The following is a 19,305-nucleotide window of genomic DNA, read 5'->3' on the forward strand; positions in this document are numbered from 1 at the left end:
CTGACAATCCGTTCTGACCTGCGCTTTTGCTTCGATCGAAGGTTCGGGCTAGTTTTTGCACTGACCAGTCAGTTCAATTAGGGGGAAGCAGTGGACGGAGTCGGTGTCGCAGCCGACGGTCTCGGGCTTCGCGGACCGCGCGGGTGGGCGTTCCGCGGCGTCGGCTTCAGCGCGGAGCCGGGCTCGCTGATCGTGATCGAGGGGCCGTCCGGGTCCGGGCGCACGAGCCTGCTGCTCGCGCTCACCGGCCGGATGAAGGCCACGGAGGGCACGGCGACGGTGGGCACGGCACGGCTGCCCAAGCAGCTCGCCGGGGCTCGCCGGGTCAGCGCCGTGGCCCATGTCGCCGGGGTCACCGACCTGGAACCGGCCCTGACCGTCGGCGAGCACCTTCGTGAACGGGCGCTGCTGGAGCGGCGGTTCGCCGGTTCCGTACGGGGTCTGCTGCGCCCGCGCGCGGAGAAGGCCGCGGAGACGGACGCGCGCGTGGACGCCGCGCTGGCGGCCGCCGGACTCGAGGTACGGGCGCTGCCCAAGGGGGCGCGGACGGCCGTACGGGATCTGGAGCGGCTGGAGGCGCTGCGGCTGTCCGTGGCGCTGGCCCTCATCGGCCGGCCGGGCCTCCTCGGCGTGGACGACGCCGACCTGAAGCTGTCCGAGGCCGAACGCGCCGACGTGCGTGCGCTGTTCGCGTCCCTCACGGCGGCCGGGACGACGGTCGTCGCGGTGTGCGGCGAGGCCCCCGAGGACGCCGTCAGGGTGAGGACCCTCGGCGAGGACACCTGGGCCGCGGAACCTGAACCGGACACGGCCCCAGAGCCGGACACCAGCTCCGCGACGACTGAGCTCGAAGCCGAGGACGAGGACGAAGCCGACACCGGCACCGGCACCGGCACCGGCACCGCCGACGAAACCAAAACCGACACCGAAGACGACACCGACACCGAACAGCCCAGCGACAAGGAGGACCCGGCGGATGCGCTCCCCGAAACTCGCCGCGCTTGAGCTGCGCCGCTTCGGCCGGGGGAAGCTCCCCCGTGCCGCCCTGGTCGCCCTCCTGCTGCTGCCGCTGCTCTACGGCGCGCTGTACCTGTGGTCCTTCTGGGACCCGTACGGCCGTCTCGACCGCATTCCCGTCGCGCTGGTCAACGACGACACGGGGGCGAGCGTCGACGGCAGGAGGATGGTCGCCGGCGACGACATCACCGAAGGGCTGCGGGACAGCGCGACCTTCGAATGGCACGAGGTGAGCGCCGCACAGGCACGCGCGGGCGTGGAGGACGGCACGTACTACCTGTCGCTGACCATGCCGGCCGACTTCAGCCGGCGGATCGCCTCCAGCTCCGGTGACGCCCCGGCGACGAGCGCCCTTCAGGTGCGCACGAACGACGCGAACAACTACATCGTCGGGCAGATCTCGCGGACGGTCTTCAGCGAGGTGCGCACGGCCGCGTCGACGAAGGCCTCCCGCTCCTTCCTGGACAAGATCTTCATCTCGTTCTCCGACATCCACGGCAAGACCGTGGAGGCCGCCGACGGGGCCGACAAGCTGACCGGCGGCATCGGGAAGGCTGAGCAGGGCTCCAAGGACCTCGCCGACGGGCTGAAGGACGCCAAGTCGGGCAGCGACAAGCTGGCCAAGGGGCTGAAGAAGCTCGACACGAGCGGGGGCGACCTGGAGGACGGCACGCAGAAGATCGCGGACGGCACGCAGTCGCTGGCCGACAAGGCCAACGGGATCAACGACAAGATCGGGCCGTTCGTCGCGCGGAACGAGAAGACCATCGGGGACACGGCCCAACTGGTCGCCGACTCCGCCGAGGTGGTCAGCGGCCACCTCGCCACGCTGGTGAAGACCGCGCCGGTCGCCGCCAAGGACGCGCGCACGGAGGCCGACGCGCTGGCCGGCGTCTACAAGACGCGCTGCGAGACGCCGGTGCTGCCCGATCCCGCCTGCGACGACCTGAAGGCGGCCAAGGAGGCGGCCGCCGACGTGGCGACGGTCGCCGAGGGCCTCGACGTGCTCATCGCCGACCGCAGCGGCGAACTGAAGACGCTCCGCACGAACGTCGGTCTGCTCCAGAAGCAGGCCCAGGCGCTCGCCGACCGCGCCCCGCGCCTCTCCGAGGACCTCACCGACGCCGTGTCCCGGATCAACGAGCTGAACAAGGGGGCCGCGAAGGTCGCCGCCGGGGCGAAGAAGCTGCACACCGGGCTCGGCACCGCCAAGACCGGGGCCGGAGACCTCGACACGGGCGTCGGCAAGCTCAAGACGGGCGCCTACGACCTCAACGGCGGCATCTACAAGCTGGTCGACGGCTCCGGGAAGCTCGCCGGCGGGCTGCACGACGGGGCCGAGAAGATCCCCGACTACGACGAACCGGCCCGCGACGCGCGCACCGCCGTGATGGCGGACCCCGTGCAGCTCGCCACCCAGGACCTGCACAAGGCCCCCAACTACGGCACCGGGTTCGCCCCGTACTTCATCCCGCTGTCCCTGTGGGTGGGCGCGATGGTGGCGTACATGCTGATCGCGCCGATGAACCGGCGGGCGCTCGCCGCGGGCGCCTCGGCGTGGCGGATCGCGCTGGCGGGCTGGCTGCCGGTGGTCGCGATCGGCGTGCTCCAGACGACGGCGCTGATGGCGGTGCTGCACTGGGCGGTCGGCCTGGAGATGGCACGGGCCGCCGGGACGGTGGGCTTCCTGTTCCTGGTGACGGCGTGCTTCGCGGCGCTGATCCAGTGGCTCAACGCCCGCTTCGGCGCGGCCGGGCGCATCCTCGTGCTGGCCCTGCTGATGCTCCAGCTGACGTCCGCGGGCGGCACCTACCCGGTGCAGACCAGCCCCGGCTTCTTCAACGCGATCCACCCGTTCCTGCCGATGAGCCATGTCGTCGACGCGCTGCGCCGGCTGATCACGGGCGGTGGTCTGGAACCGGTGTGGCAGGCGTGCGCGGTGCTCGTCGCCTTCACCGTGGGCGCTCTCGCGCTGACCGCGCTGTCGGCGCGACGGCGTCAGGTGTGGACGCTGGACCGGCTGCACCCGGAGCTGAGCCTGTGAGCACCCGGTCACGGCCTCCGGCGCGTCGGGTTCCTGTGACAATCGGGGGCATGGAAAGCACCACCACGCCGGGCGGCCGCACCCGCCGCGAGGCCACCCGGCAGAAGCTCTACGAGGCGGCCGTCACCCTCATCGCCGAACAGGGCTTCTCCGCCACCACGGTGGACGAGATCGCCGAGCGGGCCGGAGTCGCCAAGGGCACGGTCTACTACAACTTCGCGAGCAAGTCGGTCCTCTTCGAGGAGTTGCTGCGGCACGGGGTGGGCCTTCTCACCGCCTCTCTGCGGGAGGCGGCCGAGCGCACGGCGCGGGAGGGCGGCAGCCGGGTCGACGCGCTGGACGCGATGATCCGCGCGGGCCTCGTCTTCATCGACCGCTATCCCGCGTTCACGCAGCTGTACGTGGCCGAGCTGTGGCGCACCAACCGGGCCTGGCAGTCCACGCTGATGGTGGTGCGGCAGGAGGCGGTGGCCGTCGTCGAGGGCGTGCTGCGGGAGGGCATCGAGGGCGGCGAGTTCAGCGACGAGATCGATGTGCCGCTGACGGCCGCGGCGCTGGTCGGCATGGTCCTGGTGGCCGCGCTGGACTGGAAGGCGTTCCAGCCGGAACGGTCCCTGGACGACGTCCACGCGGCGCTGTCCCGGCTGCTCCAGGGGCGGGTGAGCGGCCGCCGCTGACCGGGCGACGCCGCGCGGGCGCCGTCTCGGCGCCCTGGGGATGAGCACTCATGGCTGAGTACGCGTACCTAAGGGGGGAGATGAGTACGCGCGCGGATGGGTGCGGGCCTGCGGGAACGGGAGAGTGAAGACACGGGAAGGGGCACGGCACCGGCACCGCCGACACGGGGCGGCGGAACGGCGCCGGTCCTGGACCGCTCCTTCCGTCGGCTCTGTCGGCGGGAGCGAGGCACGGGGGGACCCGGGGGAACGACCGATCGGGGGAAACGGGGGAGCACGGGGGAACGGGGGGATCGGGGGAACGGGGGGAGCACGAGGAAGCGCCGGTGCGCGGTGGCCCGCGGGGGACGTGGCCATCACGCACCGGCGTTTTCGTGCACGCCGGACAAGACCGGGCGAGAGCGGGCGGGACCGGGGGGCGCGTCCCCGTTCGGACATCGGGCCGACGGCGTCACTGTCAGTGGTGGCCGATAAAGTCGCGGTCATGGCACGGATTGCGGTGATCGGCGCCGGACTGGGCGCGATGGCGGCCGCTGCCCGGCTGGCCGTCGCGGGTCACCGGGTGGTGGTGTACGAACGTACGCGGACGTACGGCGGCGCGGTGCGCCGGTTCGAGCGGGAGGGGTTCGCGTTCGACACCGGGCCCGGTCTGCTGCCGCTGCCCGCGGTCTGGCGCGATCTGTTCCTCAAGACGGGCAAGGAGCCGCTGGAGGACCTCGTCGAGCTGGCGCAGGTCGACCCGTCCTCACGGCACGTGTTCGCGGACGGCACCGAGGTGGCCCTGCCGAACGCCTCGCGCGCGGGAGTCGTCGCGGCCCTGGAGGAGTCGCTCGGGGCGGGCGCGGGAAAGCGCTGGGGCGACTTCCTGGTCCGGGCCCGCGAGGCCTGGGACCGCACCCGCCGGCCGCTCCTGGAGGAGCCCCTGTGGCCGAACTGGCAGGTGCTGGCCGAGCGTGAGCCCTACCCGTCGGTGCCGCACAAGCGCCTGCTGCGCACCCGTCGGGCCGGCACCCTCGCCGAGGTCGGCGCGTGGGAGCTGCGCGACGCCCGGCTCGCCGCGCTCCTGGAGAGCCACGCGCTCGCGTACGGCCTGGATCCGCGCGTCGCCCCGGCGAGCGCGGCCGTGCTGCCGTACATGGAGCACGCGTTCGGGATGTGGTACGTGCGCGGCGGGATCCGGGAGCTGGCCCGCGCGGTGTACGAGCGGTGCGTGGCCCGGCGGGTCGAGTTCGTCTTCGACGCCGAGGTCGCGCGGGTCCTGGAGAAGGACGGCCGGGCGGCGGGCGTGGAGCTGCTCGACGGCACGCTCGTGGAGGCCGACTTCGTGGTCGCGCCGGGAGGCGTCGAGGGTCTGCCCGCGCGTGCGCGGGGCGAGGTCCCGTCCCAGGCGGGCCTGTCGAGCCGTCTGACCGTGCTGCTGGCGCTGCGCGGCGGGCGTCCGCAGGGGGCGGCCCCTCGCACGGTGGTGCACACGGACGACCGCGAGGGCGAGTTGGAGAGCCTGTTCGGCACGACGCCGGTGACGCCGGCACGCCCGACGGTCACCGTGCTGCGGCCCGACGACCCGGGCCTGGTCCCGGACGCCGGTCATGAGGCGGTCGTCGTCGGCTGCGTGGTCCCCGCGGGGACGGACGTGCCCGCCGACGGCGTCGAGCGGCTGATCGACGCCGCCGGACGTGCCGTCCCGGGGCTGCGGGACCGCGTCCTGTGGAGCGAGGTGCGCACGCCCGCCGACATCGCGGACGAGACCGGGGTCGCGGGCGGGTCGGTGCCGGCGCCGGCGCTGGCCGCGGCCGGGGGGCGACTGCTGCACCCGTCCAACTCCACCGCGATACCAGGCCTGTTCACCGTCGGCGGCTGGTCCCACCCGGGCGGCGGGCTGCCCCACGCCGGGATGTCGGGCGCGCTGGTGTCCGGACTGATCGTGGAGGGACGGGAGTTCCGGGGCTCGCAGTGAGCCCCGGAGCGGTACCGCTCGTCGGAGTCGGAGCGCCGTCAGTACCGGTACTGCTCGTCGTACCCGGTGCCCTGCTGCCGTCCGTCGCCCTGGTAGGGGTAGTTCTGGTCGGGCGGGAGGTCGCCGCCCAGCGGGTCGTCGGCGGTGCGCTGCTGCGGGACCCAGACACCGCCGGCCGGGGTCTCCCCGTAGCCGCCGGCGCCGTACTGGTCCTGGCCGTAGCCCTGCTGCCCGTACTGCTGCTGGCCGTAACCGGTGTCGTACGAGCCGCCGCCGTAGGTCTGGGTGCCGATGTACGGGTCGGAGTAGGCGGCGTACTGCTGTTCGCCGGCGGAGTCGTAGCCGTACTGCTGCTGTCCGTAACCGGAGTAGCCGTCATAGCCGTGGCTCTGGTCCGCGCCCTGGGCTGCCGTCGCGTACTGGTCCTGGGGCTGGGCGGCGGCCGCGTAGGCGGAGTCGCTGTAGACGCCGTAGGTGCCGGTGTCGTCGGGCATGGGCTGCGGCTCGTAGACGGCGGTGGTCTCGGCGGCCCCGGCGGCGCCCCGGGCGGCCGGGGTGAAGACGTCGTCGCGGTCGTCGTCGTCGAAGGAGTTCTTGTCGCGGCCGTAGGAGACGCTGTCGCCGCCGAAGGGGGAGCCGGTGTCCTGGCCGTAGGGGTCGGCGCCGGCCTCGGCCGCCTCCAGGTCGGAGACCTCCAGGGTCGGGTCCTTGCGCTCGGTCTTGCCCCGGCGGCCCTTGACGGCGTCAGCGCCGCGGCGGCTGACCGCCCAGCCGGCGGAGAAGCCGCGGCGGAACGACAGCGTGACGTACGTCTGGCCGACCGCGAAGGCGGCGGCGCCCAGCCCGATGACGATCACGTTGGGCATGAGCACGCCCAGCACCACGCCGACGAAGCCGGCGAACGCCAGCAGTCGCCAGCGCAGCCGCGCCTTGTACTGCAACAGCACCTCGCCGAGCAGCCACAGCGCGACGATGCCGAACGCGATGTAGAGGACCGTCCAGCCCATGTACGCCCCTCTCCCAGTGGCCGCTACGCAGTGTGTCGTATCTGGATGCGACCGGTCTAGGCCTGCGGTGGGTGGTGCAGACCCAGGTTCTCGTAGATTTCCAGCGTCGCCGTGGAGTTGTTGAGCGTGATGAAGTGCAGTCCGGGCACTCCCTCGGCGAGGAGCCGAGCGCAGAACTCCGTGGCGAAGTCGATGCCAATGGAGCGTACAGCGGCCGGATCGTCTTTGGCTGTGAGGATGCGCTCTTTCAGCTCGGCCGGGAAGTGGGCGTTGCTGAGCTTGGGGAGCCTCTCCAGCATCTTCACACTCGTCACCGGGAGGATCTCGGGGATGACCGGGGTGGCGCAGCCGGCCGCCGCCACCCGGTCGCGCAGCCGCAGGTAGGACTCGGGCTGGAAGAACATCTGGGTGATGGCGTAGTCGGCGCCGGCCCGGCACTTGTCGACGAAGTGCCTGACGTCCGCGTCCCAGTCGCCGGAGCGCGGGTGCATCTCGGGGAAGGCGGCGACGCCGACGCAGAAGTCGCCGGACTCCTTGATGAGCCGGACGAGCTCGGCGGCGTAGGTGAGACCGCTCGGGTGCCGCACCCACTCGCCCATGGGGTCGCCGGGCGGGTCGCCGCGCACGGCGAGCATGTTGCGGATCCCGGCGTCGGCGTACTGGCCGATGATGTTGCGCAGCTCGGCGACGGAGTGGTCCACGGCCGTGAGGTGCGCGACCGGGGTGAGGGTGGTGTCGACGACGATCTGCTGGGTCTCCTTGACCGTGGTCGCCCGGGTGGAACCGCCGGCGCCGTAGGTCACCGACACGAAGTCCGGGGCGACCGCCTCGACCCTGCGGAGCGCGTCCCACAGGCTCCGCTCGCCCTTGGGCGTCTTCGGCGCGTAGAACTCGAACGAGTAGGTCGTCTTGCCGGTGGCCAGGATGTCGCGCACGGTGCGGGCGCGGTCGGTCCTGGTGGATGCGGTTCCGAGGGCCATACGGGCAGGTTAGTCAGGGGGCGGCGGTCCCCCAACCGGATCTCGGAGATTTGCCCGATTCGCCGGGCTGTTGTCCACCCTTTGGACAATCGGCCGGGCTCATGCCTCACGCCTGGCGCAGTCGCTTCACGAACTCGGCCGCCGCGGCGCCCGGGTCGACGGCCTCGGTGATCGCCCGGACGACGACGACCCGGCGGGCGCCGGCGTCCAGCACCTCGTCGAGGCGGGAGAGGTCGATGCCGCCGATGGCGAACCAGGGGCGGTCGGCGCCCAGGGCGGCCGTGCGGCGGACCAGGTCGAGGCCGGGGGCGTGGCGGCCGGGCTTGGTCGGGGTGGGCCAGCAGGGGCCGGTGCAGAAGTAGTCGACGCCGTCCTGGACGGCGGCGGCCCCGGCCTCCGCCTCGGCGTGGGTGGAGCGGCCGATGAGGACGTCGTCGCCGAGGATCGCGCGGGCCGCGGGGACCGGCAGGTCGCCCTGGCCGAGGTGGAGGACGTCGGCGCCGGCGGCGTGGGCGACGTCCGCGCGGTCGTTGACCGCCAGCAGCTTGCCGTGCCGTGCGCAGGCGTCGGCGAACACCTTCAGGTGCTCGAGTTCCTCGGCCGCCTCCATGCCCTTGTCCCGCAGCTGGACGATGTCGACGCCGCCCGCGAGGACCGCGTCCAGGAACTCGGGGAGGTCGCCCTGCTTCTTGCGGGCGTCCGTGCAGAGGTACAGCCGGGCGTCGGCGAGGCGGGCGCGGGCGGTGTCGGGCATGCGTGGTCCCCCGGGGCGGCGGCGCACCGGAGGGTCCCCCGGGTGCGGTGGTGTACGGCCGGGGCCGCGGCGGACCGGGCCGGGGCCGTACACCGGACGGTTGTTCGACTCAGTGCGTCAGACGGCGAGCGCCTGGGCGCGGCGCTTCACCTCCGTGCCGCGATTCTCGCTCAGGGCCTGGGCCGGGGTGCCGGGCAGGCTCGGGTCGGGGGTGAAGAGCCACTCGAGCATCTCTTCGTCCGTGAAACCGTCGTCCCGCAGGAGCGTCAGGGTGCCCACCAGGCCCTTGACGACCTTGTCCTCGTCGATGAAGGCGGCGGGGACGTGCAGCGCGCGGTTCTCGCCACGGCGTACGGCGATGAGCTGGCCCTCCTTGACCAGCTGCCGCACACGCGTCACCTCGACATCGAGGGCTTCCGCGATGTCGGGCAGGGTGAGCCAGGCGGGGACGAGAGCATCGATCTTTGCGTCAATCTCGGTCACGGGACAAGCGTAGGCGCTCCGCGGGGCGGGCCGCGATGGGCCGTCCCCCGGGCGGGGGCGCGCTGCCCCGGGGGGCGTCGCGCCCGCGCGCTCAGGCGGTCGCGTTCTTCAGGGGGCGGGCCGGGTCGGTGAGCAGTCTGGGGTTCATGGGCGTGCCCGCCTCGATCAGCTTGCGGCCCTGGGCCAGGTCACGCGGCCGGCCGACGGCCAGGAGGGCCATCAGGCGGTCCTCGCGCAGCCAGCACACCGTCCACGCGGGACCGGAGCCGTCGCCGCGCCACACCATCCGGTCGGCCGCGCCGTGGTGGCCCGCGTACTGGACGAAGCGGCCGAACTGCTCGGACCAGAAGTACGGCACCGGGTCGTAGGCCTCCAGGGGCTCATCGGTGGGCTCGCCGATGATGTTGGCGGCGACCGTGCGCGGGCCCTGGAGGGCGTTGTCCCAGTGGTGGACGAGGAGCCGTTCGGCGTACCGCGCGGAGGGGAAGGAGGCGCAGTCGCCGACCGCGTACACGTCCCGCGCGGAGGTGCGCAGATGGGCGTCGGCCACGACCTCGCCGTGCGCGCCGAGCTCGACGCCGGAGCCGGTCAGCCAGGCCGTCGCGGGCCGCGCGCCGATGCCGACCACGACGGCTCCGGCGGGCAGCCGTGAGCCGTCGTCGAGGACGACCGCGCCGGGTTCGACGCGCTCCACGCGCGTGTGGGTGCGCAGTTCGGCGCCGCTGTCGGCGTACCAGCCGGCCATCGGGGCGGCGACCTCGGCGGGCAGGGCGCCCGCCAGCGGCCGGTCGGCGGCCTCGACGACGGTGACGGCGCAGCCGGCGTCACGGGCGGCCGTGGCGAACTCCGCGCCGATCCAGCCGGCGCCGACGACCACGACGTCGTGCTGCCGGGCGAGGACGGGCCGCAGCCGTTCGGCGTCGTCCAGGGTGCGCAGCAGATGGACGCCCGGCACGCCCTCGGCGCCGGGCAGCCGGATCGGCTCGGCGCCGGTGGCGAGGACCAGGACGTCGTACGGGACCGGTCCGGCCTCGGTGTCCAGCACATGGTCGGCGGGGCGCACGCCGAGCGCCTCGCTGCCGAGCCTGAGGTCGATGCCGAGGCTCTCGAAGTCGACGTCGAAGGCGGAGCCCTCGGCCTTGCCGAGCAGGACGGCCTTGGACAGCGGGGGCCGGTCGTAGGGCTGGTGGGGTTCGGCGCCGATCAGCGTCACCGAACCGTCGAATCCCTGCTCACGCAGGGCGACCGCGGTCTGCACCCCGGCCATGCCCGCGCCGACGACGACCACGCGCCGCTGGGCCGGCCTGACTTCGTCCCGTCTCTGCTCGCTCACCTGATCACCTTAGACAACTGACGAATTGTCAGTCAGCCGTCGTGCTCCGTGACCTGCTCCACAACGCTGGTCCCGCTGCCGGACTGCGACTCCCACTCCCAGGTCTCGTCGAGGCGCACCCGGCCGTCGGGCAGCTCCACCACCGTCGACACGCAGTGCCCTGAAGACGTCGTGCCGTCGTACTTGAGTTGTACGTACCGGAAGTCGAGTCGGTCTCCCTCTCGGGTACCCACCAGATGCCCTCGTACGACGTCGCCGCCCGTGTAGTCGGCCCAGATCACACCGTCCCGCTCGTGGTACGTGAAACGGGTGCGGGTGCCGACCTGGCCGGGGGCCTGGTCGGCGACGGGGGCGAGGACGAGTCCTTCGAGCGAGCGCGGCATCCCGCCATGCTGCCTTACCGGTGTGCGGGACCAAGAGCTAGGGTGGCCGCGTAGAGCACTCGCGGGAGCCCGGACGCACCGGGCTGAGAGGGAGGCTGGCGGCCTCCGACCGTACGAACCTGATCCGGGTCATGCCGGCGAAGGGAGGGGCTGGACGCCCATGTCCTCACATACGTCGGACGTCCTCGTCGTCGGCGGCGGCGTCATCGGGCTGGTCACGGCGTGGCGGGCCGCGCAGCGCGGGTTCGCCACGGCGGTGGTGGATCCCGAACCGGGCGGCGGGGCCGCGCAGGTGGCGGCCGGGATGCTGGCCGCCGTCACCGAACTGCACCACGGCGAGCAGACGCTGCTCGGTCTGAACGTGGAATCGGCGCGCCGCTACCCGGACTTCGCGGCCGAGCTGACCGACCTCACCGGGCACGACCTCGGCTACCGCCGCTGCGGCACCCTCGCGGTCGCGCTGGACTCCGACGACCGGGCGCATCTGCGTGAACTGCACGCCCTGCAACGGCAGTCGGGGCTGGAGTCGGAGTGGCTGTCCGGGCGGGAGTGCCGTCGTCTCGAGCCGATGCTCGCGCCGGGGGTGCGCGGCGGGCTGCGGGTGGACGGCGACCACCAGATCGACCCGAGGCGGCTCGCGGGGGCGCTGGTGGCCGCGTGCGAGCGGTCGGGCGTGGTGTTCCACCGCGCGTGGGCCGAGCGGCTGTCCGTGACGGGCGGCCGGGCCGCCGGGATCGTCACGGCCGACGGGACGGCGCTCGGGGCGGGGCAGATGGTGCTCGCGGGCGGGAGCCTCAGCGGGCGGCTCGCGGGGGTGCCGCGGGAGGTGCTGCCGCCGGTGCGGCCGGTGAAGGGGCAGGTGCTGCGGCTGGCGGTGCCCCCGCGCTACGCGCCGTTCCTGAGCCGTACGGTGCGCGCGGTGGTGCGTGGCAGCGACGTCTACCTGGTGCCCCGGGAGAACGGCGAGCTGGTCGTCGGCGCGACGAGCGAGGAGCTCGGCTGGGACACGACGGTGACGGCGGGCGGCGTCTACGAGCTGCTGCGCGACGCCCATGAGCTGATCCCCGGGATCACCGAGCTGCCGCTCACGGAGACGCGTGCGGGGCTGCGTCCCGCCTCGCCCGACAACGCGCCGCTGCTCGGGCCGAGCGGGCTGGACGGGCTGCTGCTGGCCACCGGGCACCACCGCAACGGCGTGCTGCTCACGCCGGTGACCGGCGATGTGCTGGCGCATGCCCTGACCACGGGTGAACTGCCCGATGTGGCCCGTCCGTTCACACCCCGGCGCTTCGGCGCCGCCGCACTCTCGGAGCTGCCCGTATGAACAGCCCGGAACAGGACCAGGCCCACGGCTCGGCCGGCGACTCCGCCCACGGCTCGGTGTGTGTCCGCGTCAACGGCGAGCAGCGGGAGGTCGCGGCCGGCACCGCCCTCGACGCCGTCGTGCGGTCCCTGACCGCCGCGCCCTCCGGGGTGGCCGCCGCGCTCAACGAAACCGTCGTCCCGCGCGCGCGGTGGTCCGACACGCCCCTCCGCGAGGGCGACCGTGTGGAGATCCTCACAGCCGTGCAAGGAGGCTGAGCCATGGCCGACGATCCCTTCGTCCTCGGCGGTACGGCGTTCTCGTCCCGTCTGATCATGGGCACGGGCGGTGCGCCCAGCCTGGAGGTGCTGGAGCGGGCGCTGGTGGCGTCCGGGACCGAACTGACGACGGTCGCGATGCGGCGGGTGGACCCCTCGGTGCACGGCTCGGTGCTCTCCGTGCTGGAGCGGCTCGGGATCCGGGTGCTGCCGAACACGGCGGGGTGCTTCACGGCCGGGGAGGCGGTGCTGACGGCGCGGCTCGCGCGGGAGGCGCTCGGGACGGACCTGGTGAAGCTGGAGGTCATCGCGGACGAGCGGACGCTGCTGCCGGACCCGGTGGAGCTGCTCGACGCCGCGGAGACGCTGGTCGACGACGGGTTCACGGTGCTGCCGTACACCAACGACGATCCGGTGCTGGCGCGGAAGCTGGAGGACGTGGGGTGCGCGGCGGTGATGCCGCTGGGGTCGCCGATCGGGTCCGGGCTCGGGATCCGCAACCCGCACAACTTCCAGCTGATCGTGGAGCACGCGCGGGTGCCGGTGATTCTGGACGCGGGGGCCGGTACGGCGTCGGACGCGGCGCTGGCGATGGAGCTGGGGTGTGCGGGGGTGATGCTGGCGTCCGCCGTGACGCGGGCGGGGGATCCGGAGCGGATGGCGTGGGCGATGCGGGCGGGGGTGGAGGCGGGGCGGTTGGCTCGGCTGGCGGGGCGGATTCCCCGGCGCTACTTCGCCGCGGCGTCTTCTCCTGCGGAGGGCTTGGCCGTGCTGGACCCCGAGCGTCCCGCGTTCTGACCGTCGGGACGGTCCCGTTTTTTCTCCCACCCGCGCACCGCCCGTTCACCGTCGACTGAGAGGTGGACGTCGCCTGTGGGGGCTCGGCGCCGTCGGCGGCTTTCCCCGCGTTCGATTCTTGTCGCTGGTTCATTGCGTGCGTCACAGGTCCGCTTCAGTGCGGTGGTGGGTGGGGTGGGGGTGTCGGTGGGGGCTCGTAGACTCGCTGCGTGGACACGACCCTTCAGGACCCTCTGGTCGGGCAGGTGCTCGACCGGCGTTATCGCGTGGAGGCGCGGATCGCGGTCGGCGGGATGGCCACGGTCTATCGGGCCGTGGACACCCGCCTCGACCGCGTGCTCGCGCTGAAGGTGATGCACCCGACGCTCGCGAGCGACGTCTCCTTCGTCGAGCGCTTCATCCGCGAGGCCAAGTCCGTCGCCCGGCTCGCCCACCCGAATGTCGTTCAGGTGTTCGACCAGGGTGCCGACGGGGCGTACGTCTATCTCGCCATGGAGTACATCGCCGGCTGCACGCTTCGCGACGTGCTGCGGGATCGCGGCGCGCTCCAGCCGCGGGCCGCGCTGGACATCCTGGAGCCGGTGCTCGCCGCGCTCGGCGCCGCGCACCGGGCCGGGTTCGTGCACCGGGACATGAAGCCCGAGAACGTGCTCATAGGGGACGACGGGCGGGTCAAGGTCGCCGACTTCGGTCTCGTGCGCTCCGTGGACACCGTCACCAGCACCACCGGCGCCGTCCTCGGCACCGTCTCCTACCTCGCGCCCGAGCAGATAGAGCACGGCACCGCCGACGCGCGCGTGGACGTGTACGCGTGCGGCGTCGTGCTCTACGAGATGCTCACCGGCGACAAGCCGCACGACGGCGGCACGCCCGCGGTCGTGCTGTACAAGCACCTCCACGAGGACGTGCCGCCGCCCTCGGCCGTCGTGCCCGGCATGCCCTACGAACTGGACGAGCTGGTCGCCTCGGCCACCGCCCGCAATCCGGACGTGCGTCCGTACGACGCCGTGGCGCTGCTCGCGCAGCTTCGGGAGGCGCGCGCCGCGCTCACCGAGGAGCAGTTGGACGCGCTGCCGCCGCAGGCCCTCTCCGCGGAGCACGACAGCGCCGAGGACCGGACGAGCGTGATCCCGCGCTCGCTGACCGTGCCGCGCCCCCTGCCCGTCAACGAGGACGACCCGGCCGCCCCCGCCGACGGGGACGGGCTCGACCGGACGTCCCGGTTCCGGAGCCCGCCTCCGCTGCCGCCGCGCCGCCGCTCCGTGCGGCCCCGCGGCGGGGTGCTGGCGGTCGTCACCGTGGTCCTGCTGGTCCTCGGCCTCGGCGCGGGCGTCTGGTACATCAACTCCGGCCAGTTCACCAAGGTCCCCGCGGTGCTCATGCAGACCGAGCAGCAGGCCAGGCAGCGGCTGGAGGAGGCCGGGCTGGAAGCCGGCACGGCCGAGCACCGGTACAGCGACACCGTCCCCCGCGGCGCGGTCATCGCCACCGATCCGGGGACGGGCGACCGCATCCGCAGGAACGACACGGTGAAGCTCGTCGTGTCCGACGGCCCGGAGACCGTGAAGGTGCCGTATCTGAAGGGCCAGCGGCTGGCCAAGGCCAGGGCGCAGCTGAAGGAGGACGGCCTGGAGCCGGGCATGGTGACCCAGGCGTTCAGCGAGGACGTCCCCAAGGGCGCGGTGATCAGCAGCTCGCCCGAGGCGGGCACGGAGCGCCGCGCGGGCACCGCGGTCTCCCTCGTCGTCAGCAAGGGCAGTCCGGTCGACGTCCCTGAGGTCACCGGCGAGAGCCTGGCCGACGCGCGGGCCGCGCTGGCGGACGCCGGGCTGAAGGTGAAGGTCTCCACCGAGCAGGTCAACTCCGAGTTCGACAAGGGCCTGGTCGCCGTCCAGTCGCCGGGGCCGGACAAGCGGGCCGCCGAGGGCGACACCGTGACGCTGACGCTGTCCAAGGGCCCGGAGCTGGTCGAGGTCCCGGACGTGGTCGGCGACAGCGTCGACGACGCGAAGCGGCGGCTCGAGCAGTCCGGCTTCGAGGTCAAGGAGGACCGGGGGCTGCTGGGGCTGTTCGGGGACACCGTGAAGAAGCAGTCGGTGGAGGCCGGGGAGTCGGCGCCCAAGGGGTCGACGATCACGATCACCATCCGGTGACGGAAGGCGGCGGGCGGCCTCGGTGACCGGGCGGTTTCCGGGGCATGGCACTCTGAACGGGTGAGTCCTCAGCAGTCCGCCGCCCCCGCCTCCAGCACCGCAGCCGCCCCCGCCGCAGCCGCCTCCCCCGTCTCCCCCTTCCCCACCCGCAACCCCGTCGGCGGCCATGTCCCCGTGGCCGGCGGCCTGCACTCGGTCGGGGTGTCCTACGCCCGCGACCTCCAGGCCGAGACCGTGCAGGTCTTCGTCGCCAACCCGCGCGGCTGGGCCACCCCCGTCGGCAACCCGCGGCAGGACGAGGCGTTCCGGGAGGCGTGCGCGGCGGAGTCGACGCCGGCGTACGTGCACGCGCCGTATCTGATCAACTTCGGCTCGCACACCGAGGCGACGGTCGAGAAGTCGGTGGAGTCGCTGCGGCACTCGCTGCGCCGGGGGCGGGAGATCGGCGCGCTCGGCGTGGTCGTGCACACCGGGAGCGCGACGGGCGGGCGGGACCGGTCGGTGGCGCTGAAGCAGGTGCGGGAGCACCTGCTGCCGCTGCTCGACGAGCTGACCCACGACGACGACCCGTGGCTGCTGCTGGAGTCCACCGCCGGACAGGGCGCCTCGCTGTGCTCGCGGACCTGGGACTTCGGGCCGTACTTCGAGGCGCTGGACGCCCATCCCAAGCTCGGGGTCTGCCTCGACACCTGCCATGTCTTCGCCGCCGGGCACGATCTGACCGGCCCGTCCGGCATGCACCAAACGCTCGATCTGCTGGTGGACACGGTCGGCGAGGGCCGGCTGCGGCTGATCCACGCCAATGACTCCAAGGACGTGGTCGGCGCGCACAAGGACCGCCACGCGAACATCGGTTCCGGCCACATCGGCGAGGATCCGTTCCGCGCCCTGATGACCCACCCGGCCACCGTCGGCGTGCCGTTGATCATCGAGACGCCCGGCGGCAAGGAAGGCCACGCGGCGGACGTGGAACGCCTGAAGAAGCTCAGGGACGGCTGAGGAAGCTCAGCGGCAGCTGTACCCGCCACGGCTGAAGCCCCTCACAGCTCCGGCCCCTCCCCCGGCGCCTCCTGGTAGGAGTACCGCTGCTCCCGCCACGGGTCGCCGACGTTGTGGTAGCCGCGTTCCTCCCAGAAGCCGCGGCGGTCGGCGGTCATGTACTCGACGCCGCGCACCCACTTCGGACCCTTCCAGGCGTAGAGGTGCGGGACGACCAGGCGGAGCGGGAAGCCGTGTTCGGCGGTGAGGAGTTCGCCGTCCTTGTGGGTGGCGAAGATCGTGCGGTCGGAGGAGAAGTCCGCCAGGCGGAGGTTGGAGCTGAACCCGTACTCCGCCCACACCATCACATGGGTGACGTCGTCCGCGGGCGGCGCGATCTCCAGGATCGTGCGGGCCGGGATCCCGCCCCACTCCGCGCCGAGCATGCTGAACTTCGTCACGCAGTGCAGATCGGCGACCACGGTGGAGTACGGAAGGGCCGTGAACTCCTCGTGGTTCCAGCCGCGCTTCCCGCCGTCGGCGGTGGCCCCGAACACGCTGAACTCCCAGCGTTCGGGCCGGAACTTGGGCACGGGTCCGTAGTGTGTGACGGGCCAGCCCCGTTGGAGTCGCTGCCCCGGCGGAAGCTCGGACGCTGCTGCTTCTCCCGTTTCTCGCTGCACCGGCTGACCCATGACTCCATCCTGACAGACCCGGTGCGATGCACATGACCGGCCATGTCGAGAAACGGGCAACTGCTACTAAGCATGCACTAACTTACTAAGTACGCACTTACTGGACGATCTTCGGCGTGCGGTGAAATCATGCGGCGGCAACCTCCCGAATTCCCCACGTGGAAGGAGCCTCTGCGATGCAGGGCGACCCCGAGGTCATCGAGTTCCTCAACGAGCAGCTCACCGCCGAGCTCACCGCGATCAACCAGTACTTCCTGCACGCGAAGATGCAGGAGAACTTCGGCTGGACGAGGCTCGCGAAGTACACGCGGCACGAATCGTTCGACGAGATGAAGCACGCGGAGGTGCTCACCGACCGGATCCTGTTCCTGGACGGCCTGCCGAACTACCAGCGTCTGTTCCATGTGCGCGTGGGCCAGACGGTGAAGGAGATGTTCGAGGCCGACCGGATGATCGAGGTGGAGGCGATCGACCGCCTCCGGCGCGGGATCAAGGTGATGCGCGAGAAGGGCGACATCACGTCCGCCAACATCTTCGAGTCGATCCTCGCGGACGAGGAGCACCACATCGACTATCTCGACACCCAGCTGGAGCTGGTGGAGAAGCTCGGCGAGGCGCTCTACATCGCGCAGCTGATCGAGCAGCCGGAGGGCTGAGCCCGGATCTAGGCGGCTTCGCCGAGCTCGGTCGCCTCGGCGTGCTCCGACAGCACCGGCCGGCCCTGGTCGGCCAGATCGCGGCGGGGGTAGGCCCCGCGGCCCAGGATGGCTTGAATGCGACGGACGCAGGACCCGCAGTCCGTGCCGGCCTTGCAGGCCGAGGCTATCTGGCGAGGCGTGCAGGCGCCGTTCTCCGCGTGCTGCTTGACCTGTGCTTCGGTCACTCCGAAGCAGCTACAGACGAACACGCGGTTCACCTCCCGACAGGGTCCATGGATGCGCCGAACCGATATGGCGAGAACCCGTTGATCGGTGAGGCTAACCTAACCTTACCCGTGGCGAAGGTGGCGTAAAAGTGGAGGGGGGCGCGGATCGTATGTGATCCGCGCCCCACCTCGCCCGCCCGTAACAGGCGAACCCCTACTGGTGCCTCTACTGGTCCCGGTACATCTCCGCTACGAGGAAGGCCAGGTCGAGCGACTGGCTGCGGTTCAGCCGCGGGTCGCAGGCCGTCTCGTACCGCTGGTGCAGGTCGTCGACGAAGATCTCGTCGCCGCCGCCCACGCACTCGGTGACGTCGTCGCCGGTCAGCTCCACGTGGATGCCGCCCGGGTGGGTGCCGAGGGCCTTGTGGACCTCGAAGAAGCCCTTGACCTCGTCGAGCACGTCGTCGAAGCGGCGGGTCTTGTGACCGGAGGCCGCCTCGAAGGTGTTGCCGTGCATCGGGTCGGTCACCCAGGCGACCGTCGCGCCCGAGGCGGTGACCTTCTCGACCAGCTCGGGCAGCTTGTCGCGGACCTTGTCGGCGCCCATGCGGACGATGAAGGTCAGCCGGCCCGGCTCGCGGTCCGGGTCGAGGCGCTCGATGTACTGGAGCGCGTCCTCGGCCGTCGTCGTCGGGCCGAGCTTGATGCCGATCGGGTTGCGGATCTTCGAGGCGAACTCGATGTGCGCGTGGTCCAGCTGCCGGGTGCGCTCGCCGATCCACACCATGTGCGCGGAGACGTCGTAGAGCAGACCGGTGCGGGAGTCGACGCGGGTGAGCGCGGACTCGTAGTCGAGCAGCAGCGCCTCGTGCGAGGCGTAGAACTCGACGGTCTTGAACTCCTCCGGGTCGGCCCCGCAGGCGTGCATGAAGTTCAGCGCGTTGTCGATCTCGCGGGCGAGCTGCTCGTAGCGCTGGCCGGACGGGGACGAGCGCACGAAGTCCTGGTTCCAGGCGTGCACCTGGCGCAGATCGGCGTAGCCGCCGGTGGTGAAGGCGCGCACCAGGTTCAGCGTGGAGGCGGAGGCGTGGTACATCCGCTTCAGCCGCTCCGGGTCCGGGACGCGGGCGGCCTCGTTGAAGTCGAAGCCGTTGACCGAGTCGCCGCGGTAGGTCGGCAGGGTCACGCCGTCGCGGGTCTCGGTGTTCTTGGAGCGCGGCTTGGAGTACTGGCCGGCGATCCGGCCGACCTTCACCACGGGCACGGACGCGGCGTACGTCAGCACGGCGCCCATCTGGAGCAGCGTCTTCAGCTTGTTGCGGATGTGGTCGGCGGACACCGCGTCGAAGGCCTCGGCGCAGTCGCCGCCCTGGAGGAGGAACGCCTCTCCCTTGGCGACGGCCGCCATCCGGGCGCGCAGCTGGTCGCACTCGCCCGCGAAGACGAGCGGCGGATACGACTCGAGGTCCGCGATCACTGCGCGCAGAGCCTCGGTGTCGGGGTACTCGGGCTGCTGCGCCGCGGGCAGGTTTCGCCAGGTGTTGCCAGCGCTCGCGCTGGACTTAGCGTTCACGGTCACGCCCTCAACATTACGGGGTCG

The 19,305-nt window shown here is 72.2% G+C and carries 19 protein-coding genes and 1 riboswitch; of the genes, 10 read left to right on the top strand and 9 right to left on the bottom strand.

Annotated features, from left to right (window positions below; genetic code table 11):
- Nucleotides 1-90 precede the first annotated feature (90 nt).
- The 4 genes from ACFYX4_RS01670 (at nt 91) to ACFYX4_RS01685 (ending at nt 5,695) form a co-directional block, all read left to right on the top strand.
- On the top strand, nt 91-1,005 hold the full coding sequence (locus ACFYX4_RS01670; protein ID WP_389324052.1) for an ATP-binding cassette domain-containing protein: 915 nt from the start codon (nt 91-93) through the stop codon (nt 1,003-1,005).
- The gene (locus ACFYX4_RS01675; protein WP_389324055.1) at nt 977-3,061 is read left to right on the top strand and encodes a YhgE/Pip family protein; all 2,085 of its coding nucleotides are present in this window, start codon (nt 977-979) and stop codon (nt 3,059-3,061) included. Before ACFYX4_RS01670 ends, ACFYX4_RS01675 begins: the two co-directional genes overlap by 29 nt.
- A 50-nt stretch (nt 3,062-3,111) precedes the next feature.
- Nucleotides 3,112-3,738, top strand: a complete 627-nt coding sequence (locus ACFYX4_RS01680; protein ID WP_389324058.1) for a TetR/AcrR family transcriptional regulator — start codon at nt 3,112-3,114, stop codon at nt 3,736-3,738.
- Nucleotides 3,739-4,222: 484 nt separating this feature from the next.
- On the top strand, nt 4,223-5,695 hold the full coding sequence (locus tag ACFYX4_RS01685; protein ID WP_389324061.1) for a phytoene desaturase family protein: 1,473 nt from the start codon (nt 4,223-4,225) through the stop codon (nt 5,693-5,695).
- A gap of 38 nt (nt 5,696-5,733) precedes the next feature.
- Here ACFYX4_RS01685 and ACFYX4_RS01690 read toward each other — a convergent pair whose 3' ends face one another.
- From ACFYX4_RS01690 to ACFYX4_RS01715, 6 genes are all read right to left on the bottom strand, one after another.
- Nucleotides 5,734-6,702: a hypothetical protein gene (locus ACFYX4_RS01690; protein WP_389324064.1), complete on the bottom strand. Its 969-nt coding sequence runs from the start codon at nt 6,700-6,702 to the stop codon at nt 5,734-5,736.
- A gap of 56 nt (nt 6,703-6,758) precedes the next feature.
- Nucleotides 6,759-7,682 carry a methylenetetrahydrofolate reductase [NAD(P)H] gene (metF, locus tag ACFYX4_RS01695; RefSeq protein WP_389324067.1) on the bottom strand — a complete coding sequence of 308 codons (924 nt, stop codon included), beginning with the start codon at nt 7,680-7,682 and terminating at the stop codon, nt 6,759-6,761.
- Between the two features lie 106 nt (nt 7,683-7,788).
- On the bottom strand, nt 7,789-8,436 hold the full coding sequence (gene thiE, locus ACFYX4_RS01700) for a thiamine phosphate synthase (protein WP_389324070.1): 648 nt from the start codon (nt 8,434-8,436) through the stop codon (nt 7,789-7,791).
- Nucleotides 8,437-8,553: 117 nt separating this feature from the next.
- Nucleotides 8,554-8,919 carry an Rv2175c family DNA-binding protein gene (locus ACFYX4_RS01705; RefSeq protein ID WP_389324073.1) on the bottom strand — a complete coding sequence of 122 codons (366 nt, stop codon included), beginning with the start codon at nt 8,917-8,919 and terminating at the stop codon, nt 8,554-8,556.
- Between the two features lie 91 nt (nt 8,920-9,010).
- On the bottom strand, nt 9,011-10,252 hold the full coding sequence (locus tag ACFYX4_RS01710; protein WP_389324076.1) for an NAD(P)/FAD-dependent oxidoreductase: 1,242 nt from the start codon (nt 10,250-10,252) through the stop codon (nt 9,011-9,013).
- A 32-nt stretch (nt 10,253-10,284) separates the two neighbouring features.
- On the bottom strand, nt 10,285-10,635 hold the full coding sequence (locus ACFYX4_RS01715; protein WP_389324079.1) for a hypothetical protein: 351 nt from the start codon (nt 10,633-10,635) through the stop codon (nt 10,285-10,287).
- Between the two features lie 51 nt (nt 10,636-10,686).
- Nucleotides 10,687-10,798, top strand: a riboswitch (TPP riboswitch).
- Between ACFYX4_RS01715 and thiO the strand changes: the two genes are divergently transcribed.
- The 5 genes from thiO to ACFYX4_RS01740 all read left to right on the top strand — a co-directional run bounded on the left by thiO (nt 10,796) and on the right by ACFYX4_RS01740 (nt 16,166).
- A complete protein-coding gene (thiO, locus tag ACFYX4_RS01720; protein ID WP_389324082.1) occupies nt 10,796-11,959 on the top strand; it encodes a glycine oxidase ThiO in 1,164 nt (387 codons plus the stop codon). (Overlaps the previous riboswitch by 3 nt.)
- Nucleotides 11,960-12,015: 56 nt before the next feature.
- Nucleotides 12,016-12,216, top strand: a complete 201-nt coding sequence (gene thiS, locus ACFYX4_RS01725; RefSeq protein ID WP_389326665.1) for a sulfur carrier protein ThiS — start codon at nt 12,016-12,018, stop codon at nt 12,214-12,216.
- A 3-nt stretch (nt 12,217-12,219) separates the two neighbouring features.
- Entirely contained in the window at nt 12,220-13,014 is a 795-nt protein-coding gene (locus ACFYX4_RS01730) for a thiazole synthase (protein WP_389324085.1), read from the top strand.
- Nucleotides 13,015-13,223: 209 nt separating this feature from the next.
- On the top strand, nt 13,224-15,167 hold the full coding sequence (gene pknB / locus ACFYX4_RS01735) for a Stk1 family PASTA domain-containing Ser/Thr kinase (protein ID WP_389324088.1): 1,944 nt from the start codon (nt 13,224-13,226) through the stop codon (nt 15,165-15,167).
- 60 nt (nt 15,168-15,227) lie between these two features.
- Nucleotides 15,228-16,166, top strand: coding sequence for a deoxyribonuclease IV (locus ACFYX4_RS01740; protein ID WP_389324091.1), 939 nt, complete (start codon nt 15,228-15,230; stop codon nt 16,164-16,166).
- Nucleotides 16,167-16,207: 41 nt separating this feature from the next.
- Here ACFYX4_RS01740 and ACFYX4_RS01745 read toward each other — a convergent pair whose 3' ends face one another.
- The gene (locus ACFYX4_RS01745) at nt 16,208-16,840 is read right to left on the bottom strand and encodes a sulfite oxidase-like oxidoreductase (RefSeq protein WP_389324094.1); all 633 of its coding nucleotides are present in this window, start codon (nt 16,838-16,840) and stop codon (nt 16,208-16,210) included.
- Nucleotides 16,841-17,016: 176 nt separating this feature from the next.
- On the opposite strand from ACFYX4_RS01745, the gene bfr reads away from it, so the two are divergent.
- On the top strand, nt 17,017-17,496 hold the full coding sequence (bfr, locus tag ACFYX4_RS01750) for a bacterioferritin (RefSeq protein ID WP_389324097.1): 480 nt from the start codon (nt 17,017-17,019) through the stop codon (nt 17,494-17,496).
- A gap of 8 nt (nt 17,497-17,504) precedes the next feature.
- Here the strand turns inward: bfr and ACFYX4_RS01755 are convergent, their stop codons facing one another.
- A complete protein-coding gene (locus ACFYX4_RS01755) occupies nt 17,505-17,756 on the bottom strand; it encodes a bacterioferritin-associated ferredoxin (RefSeq protein ID WP_389324100.1) in 252 nt (83 codons plus the stop codon).
- A 175-nt stretch (nt 17,757-17,931) separates the two neighbouring features.
- On the bottom strand, nt 17,932-19,284 hold the full coding sequence (locus tag ACFYX4_RS01760) for a class II 3-deoxy-7-phosphoheptulonate synthase (protein WP_389324103.1): 1,353 nt from the start codon (nt 19,282-19,284) through the stop codon (nt 17,932-17,934).
- Nucleotides 19,285-19,305: the final 21 nt, after the last annotated feature.

Source organism: Streptomyces sp. NPDC002328, from assembly GCF_042890065.1.
Taxonomy (GTDB): domain Bacteria; phylum Actinomycetota; class Actinomycetes; order Streptomycetales; family Streptomycetaceae; genus Streptomyces.

What these genes read in the sequence shown, in the direction of transcription:
- ACFYX4_RS01730 (WP_389324085.1), top strand. Translation starts at nt 12,220, where the DNA reads ATGGCCGACGATCCCTTCGTCCTCGGCGGTACGGCGTTCTCGTCCCGT.
- ACFYX4_RS01685 (WP_389324061.1), top strand. Translation starts at nt 4,223, where the DNA reads ATGGCACGGATTGCGGTGATCGGCGCCGGACTGGGCGCGATGGCGGCC.
- metF (WP_389324067.1), bottom strand. Translation starts at nt 7,682, where the DNA reads ATGGCCCTCGGAACCGCATCCACCAGGACCGACCGCGCCCGCACCGTG.
- ACFYX4_RS01745 (WP_389324094.1), bottom strand. Translation starts at nt 16,840, where the DNA reads ATGGGTCAGCCGGTGCAGCGAGAAACGGGAGAAGCAGCAGCGTCCGAG.
- ACFYX4_RS01690 (WP_389324064.1), bottom strand. Translation starts at nt 6,702, where the DNA reads ATGGGCTGGACGGTCCTCTACATCGCGTTCGGCATCGTCGCGCTGTGG.
- thiO (WP_389324082.1), top strand. Translation starts at nt 10,796, where the DNA reads ATGTCCTCACATACGTCGGACGTCCTCGTCGTCGGCGGCGGCGTCATC.
- ACFYX4_RS01680 (WP_389324058.1), top strand. Translation starts at nt 3,112, where the DNA reads ATGGAAAGCACCACCACGCCGGGCGGCCGCACCCGCCGCGAGGCCACC.
- ACFYX4_RS01675 (WP_389324055.1), top strand. Translation starts at nt 977, where the DNA reads ATGCGCTCCCCGAAACTCGCCGCGCTTGAGCTGCGCCGCTTCGGCCGG.
- thiE (WP_389324070.1), bottom strand. Translation starts at nt 8,436, where the DNA reads ATGCCCGACACCGCCCGCGCCCGCCTCGCCGACGCCCGGCTGTACCTC.
- ACFYX4_RS01715 (WP_389324079.1), bottom strand. Translation starts at nt 10,635, where the DNA reads ATGCCGCGCTCGCTCGAAGGACTCGTCCTCGCCCCCGTCGCCGACCAG.
- bfr (WP_389324097.1), top strand. Translation starts at nt 17,017, where the DNA reads ATGCAGGGCGACCCCGAGGTCATCGAGTTCCTCAACGAGCAGCTCACC.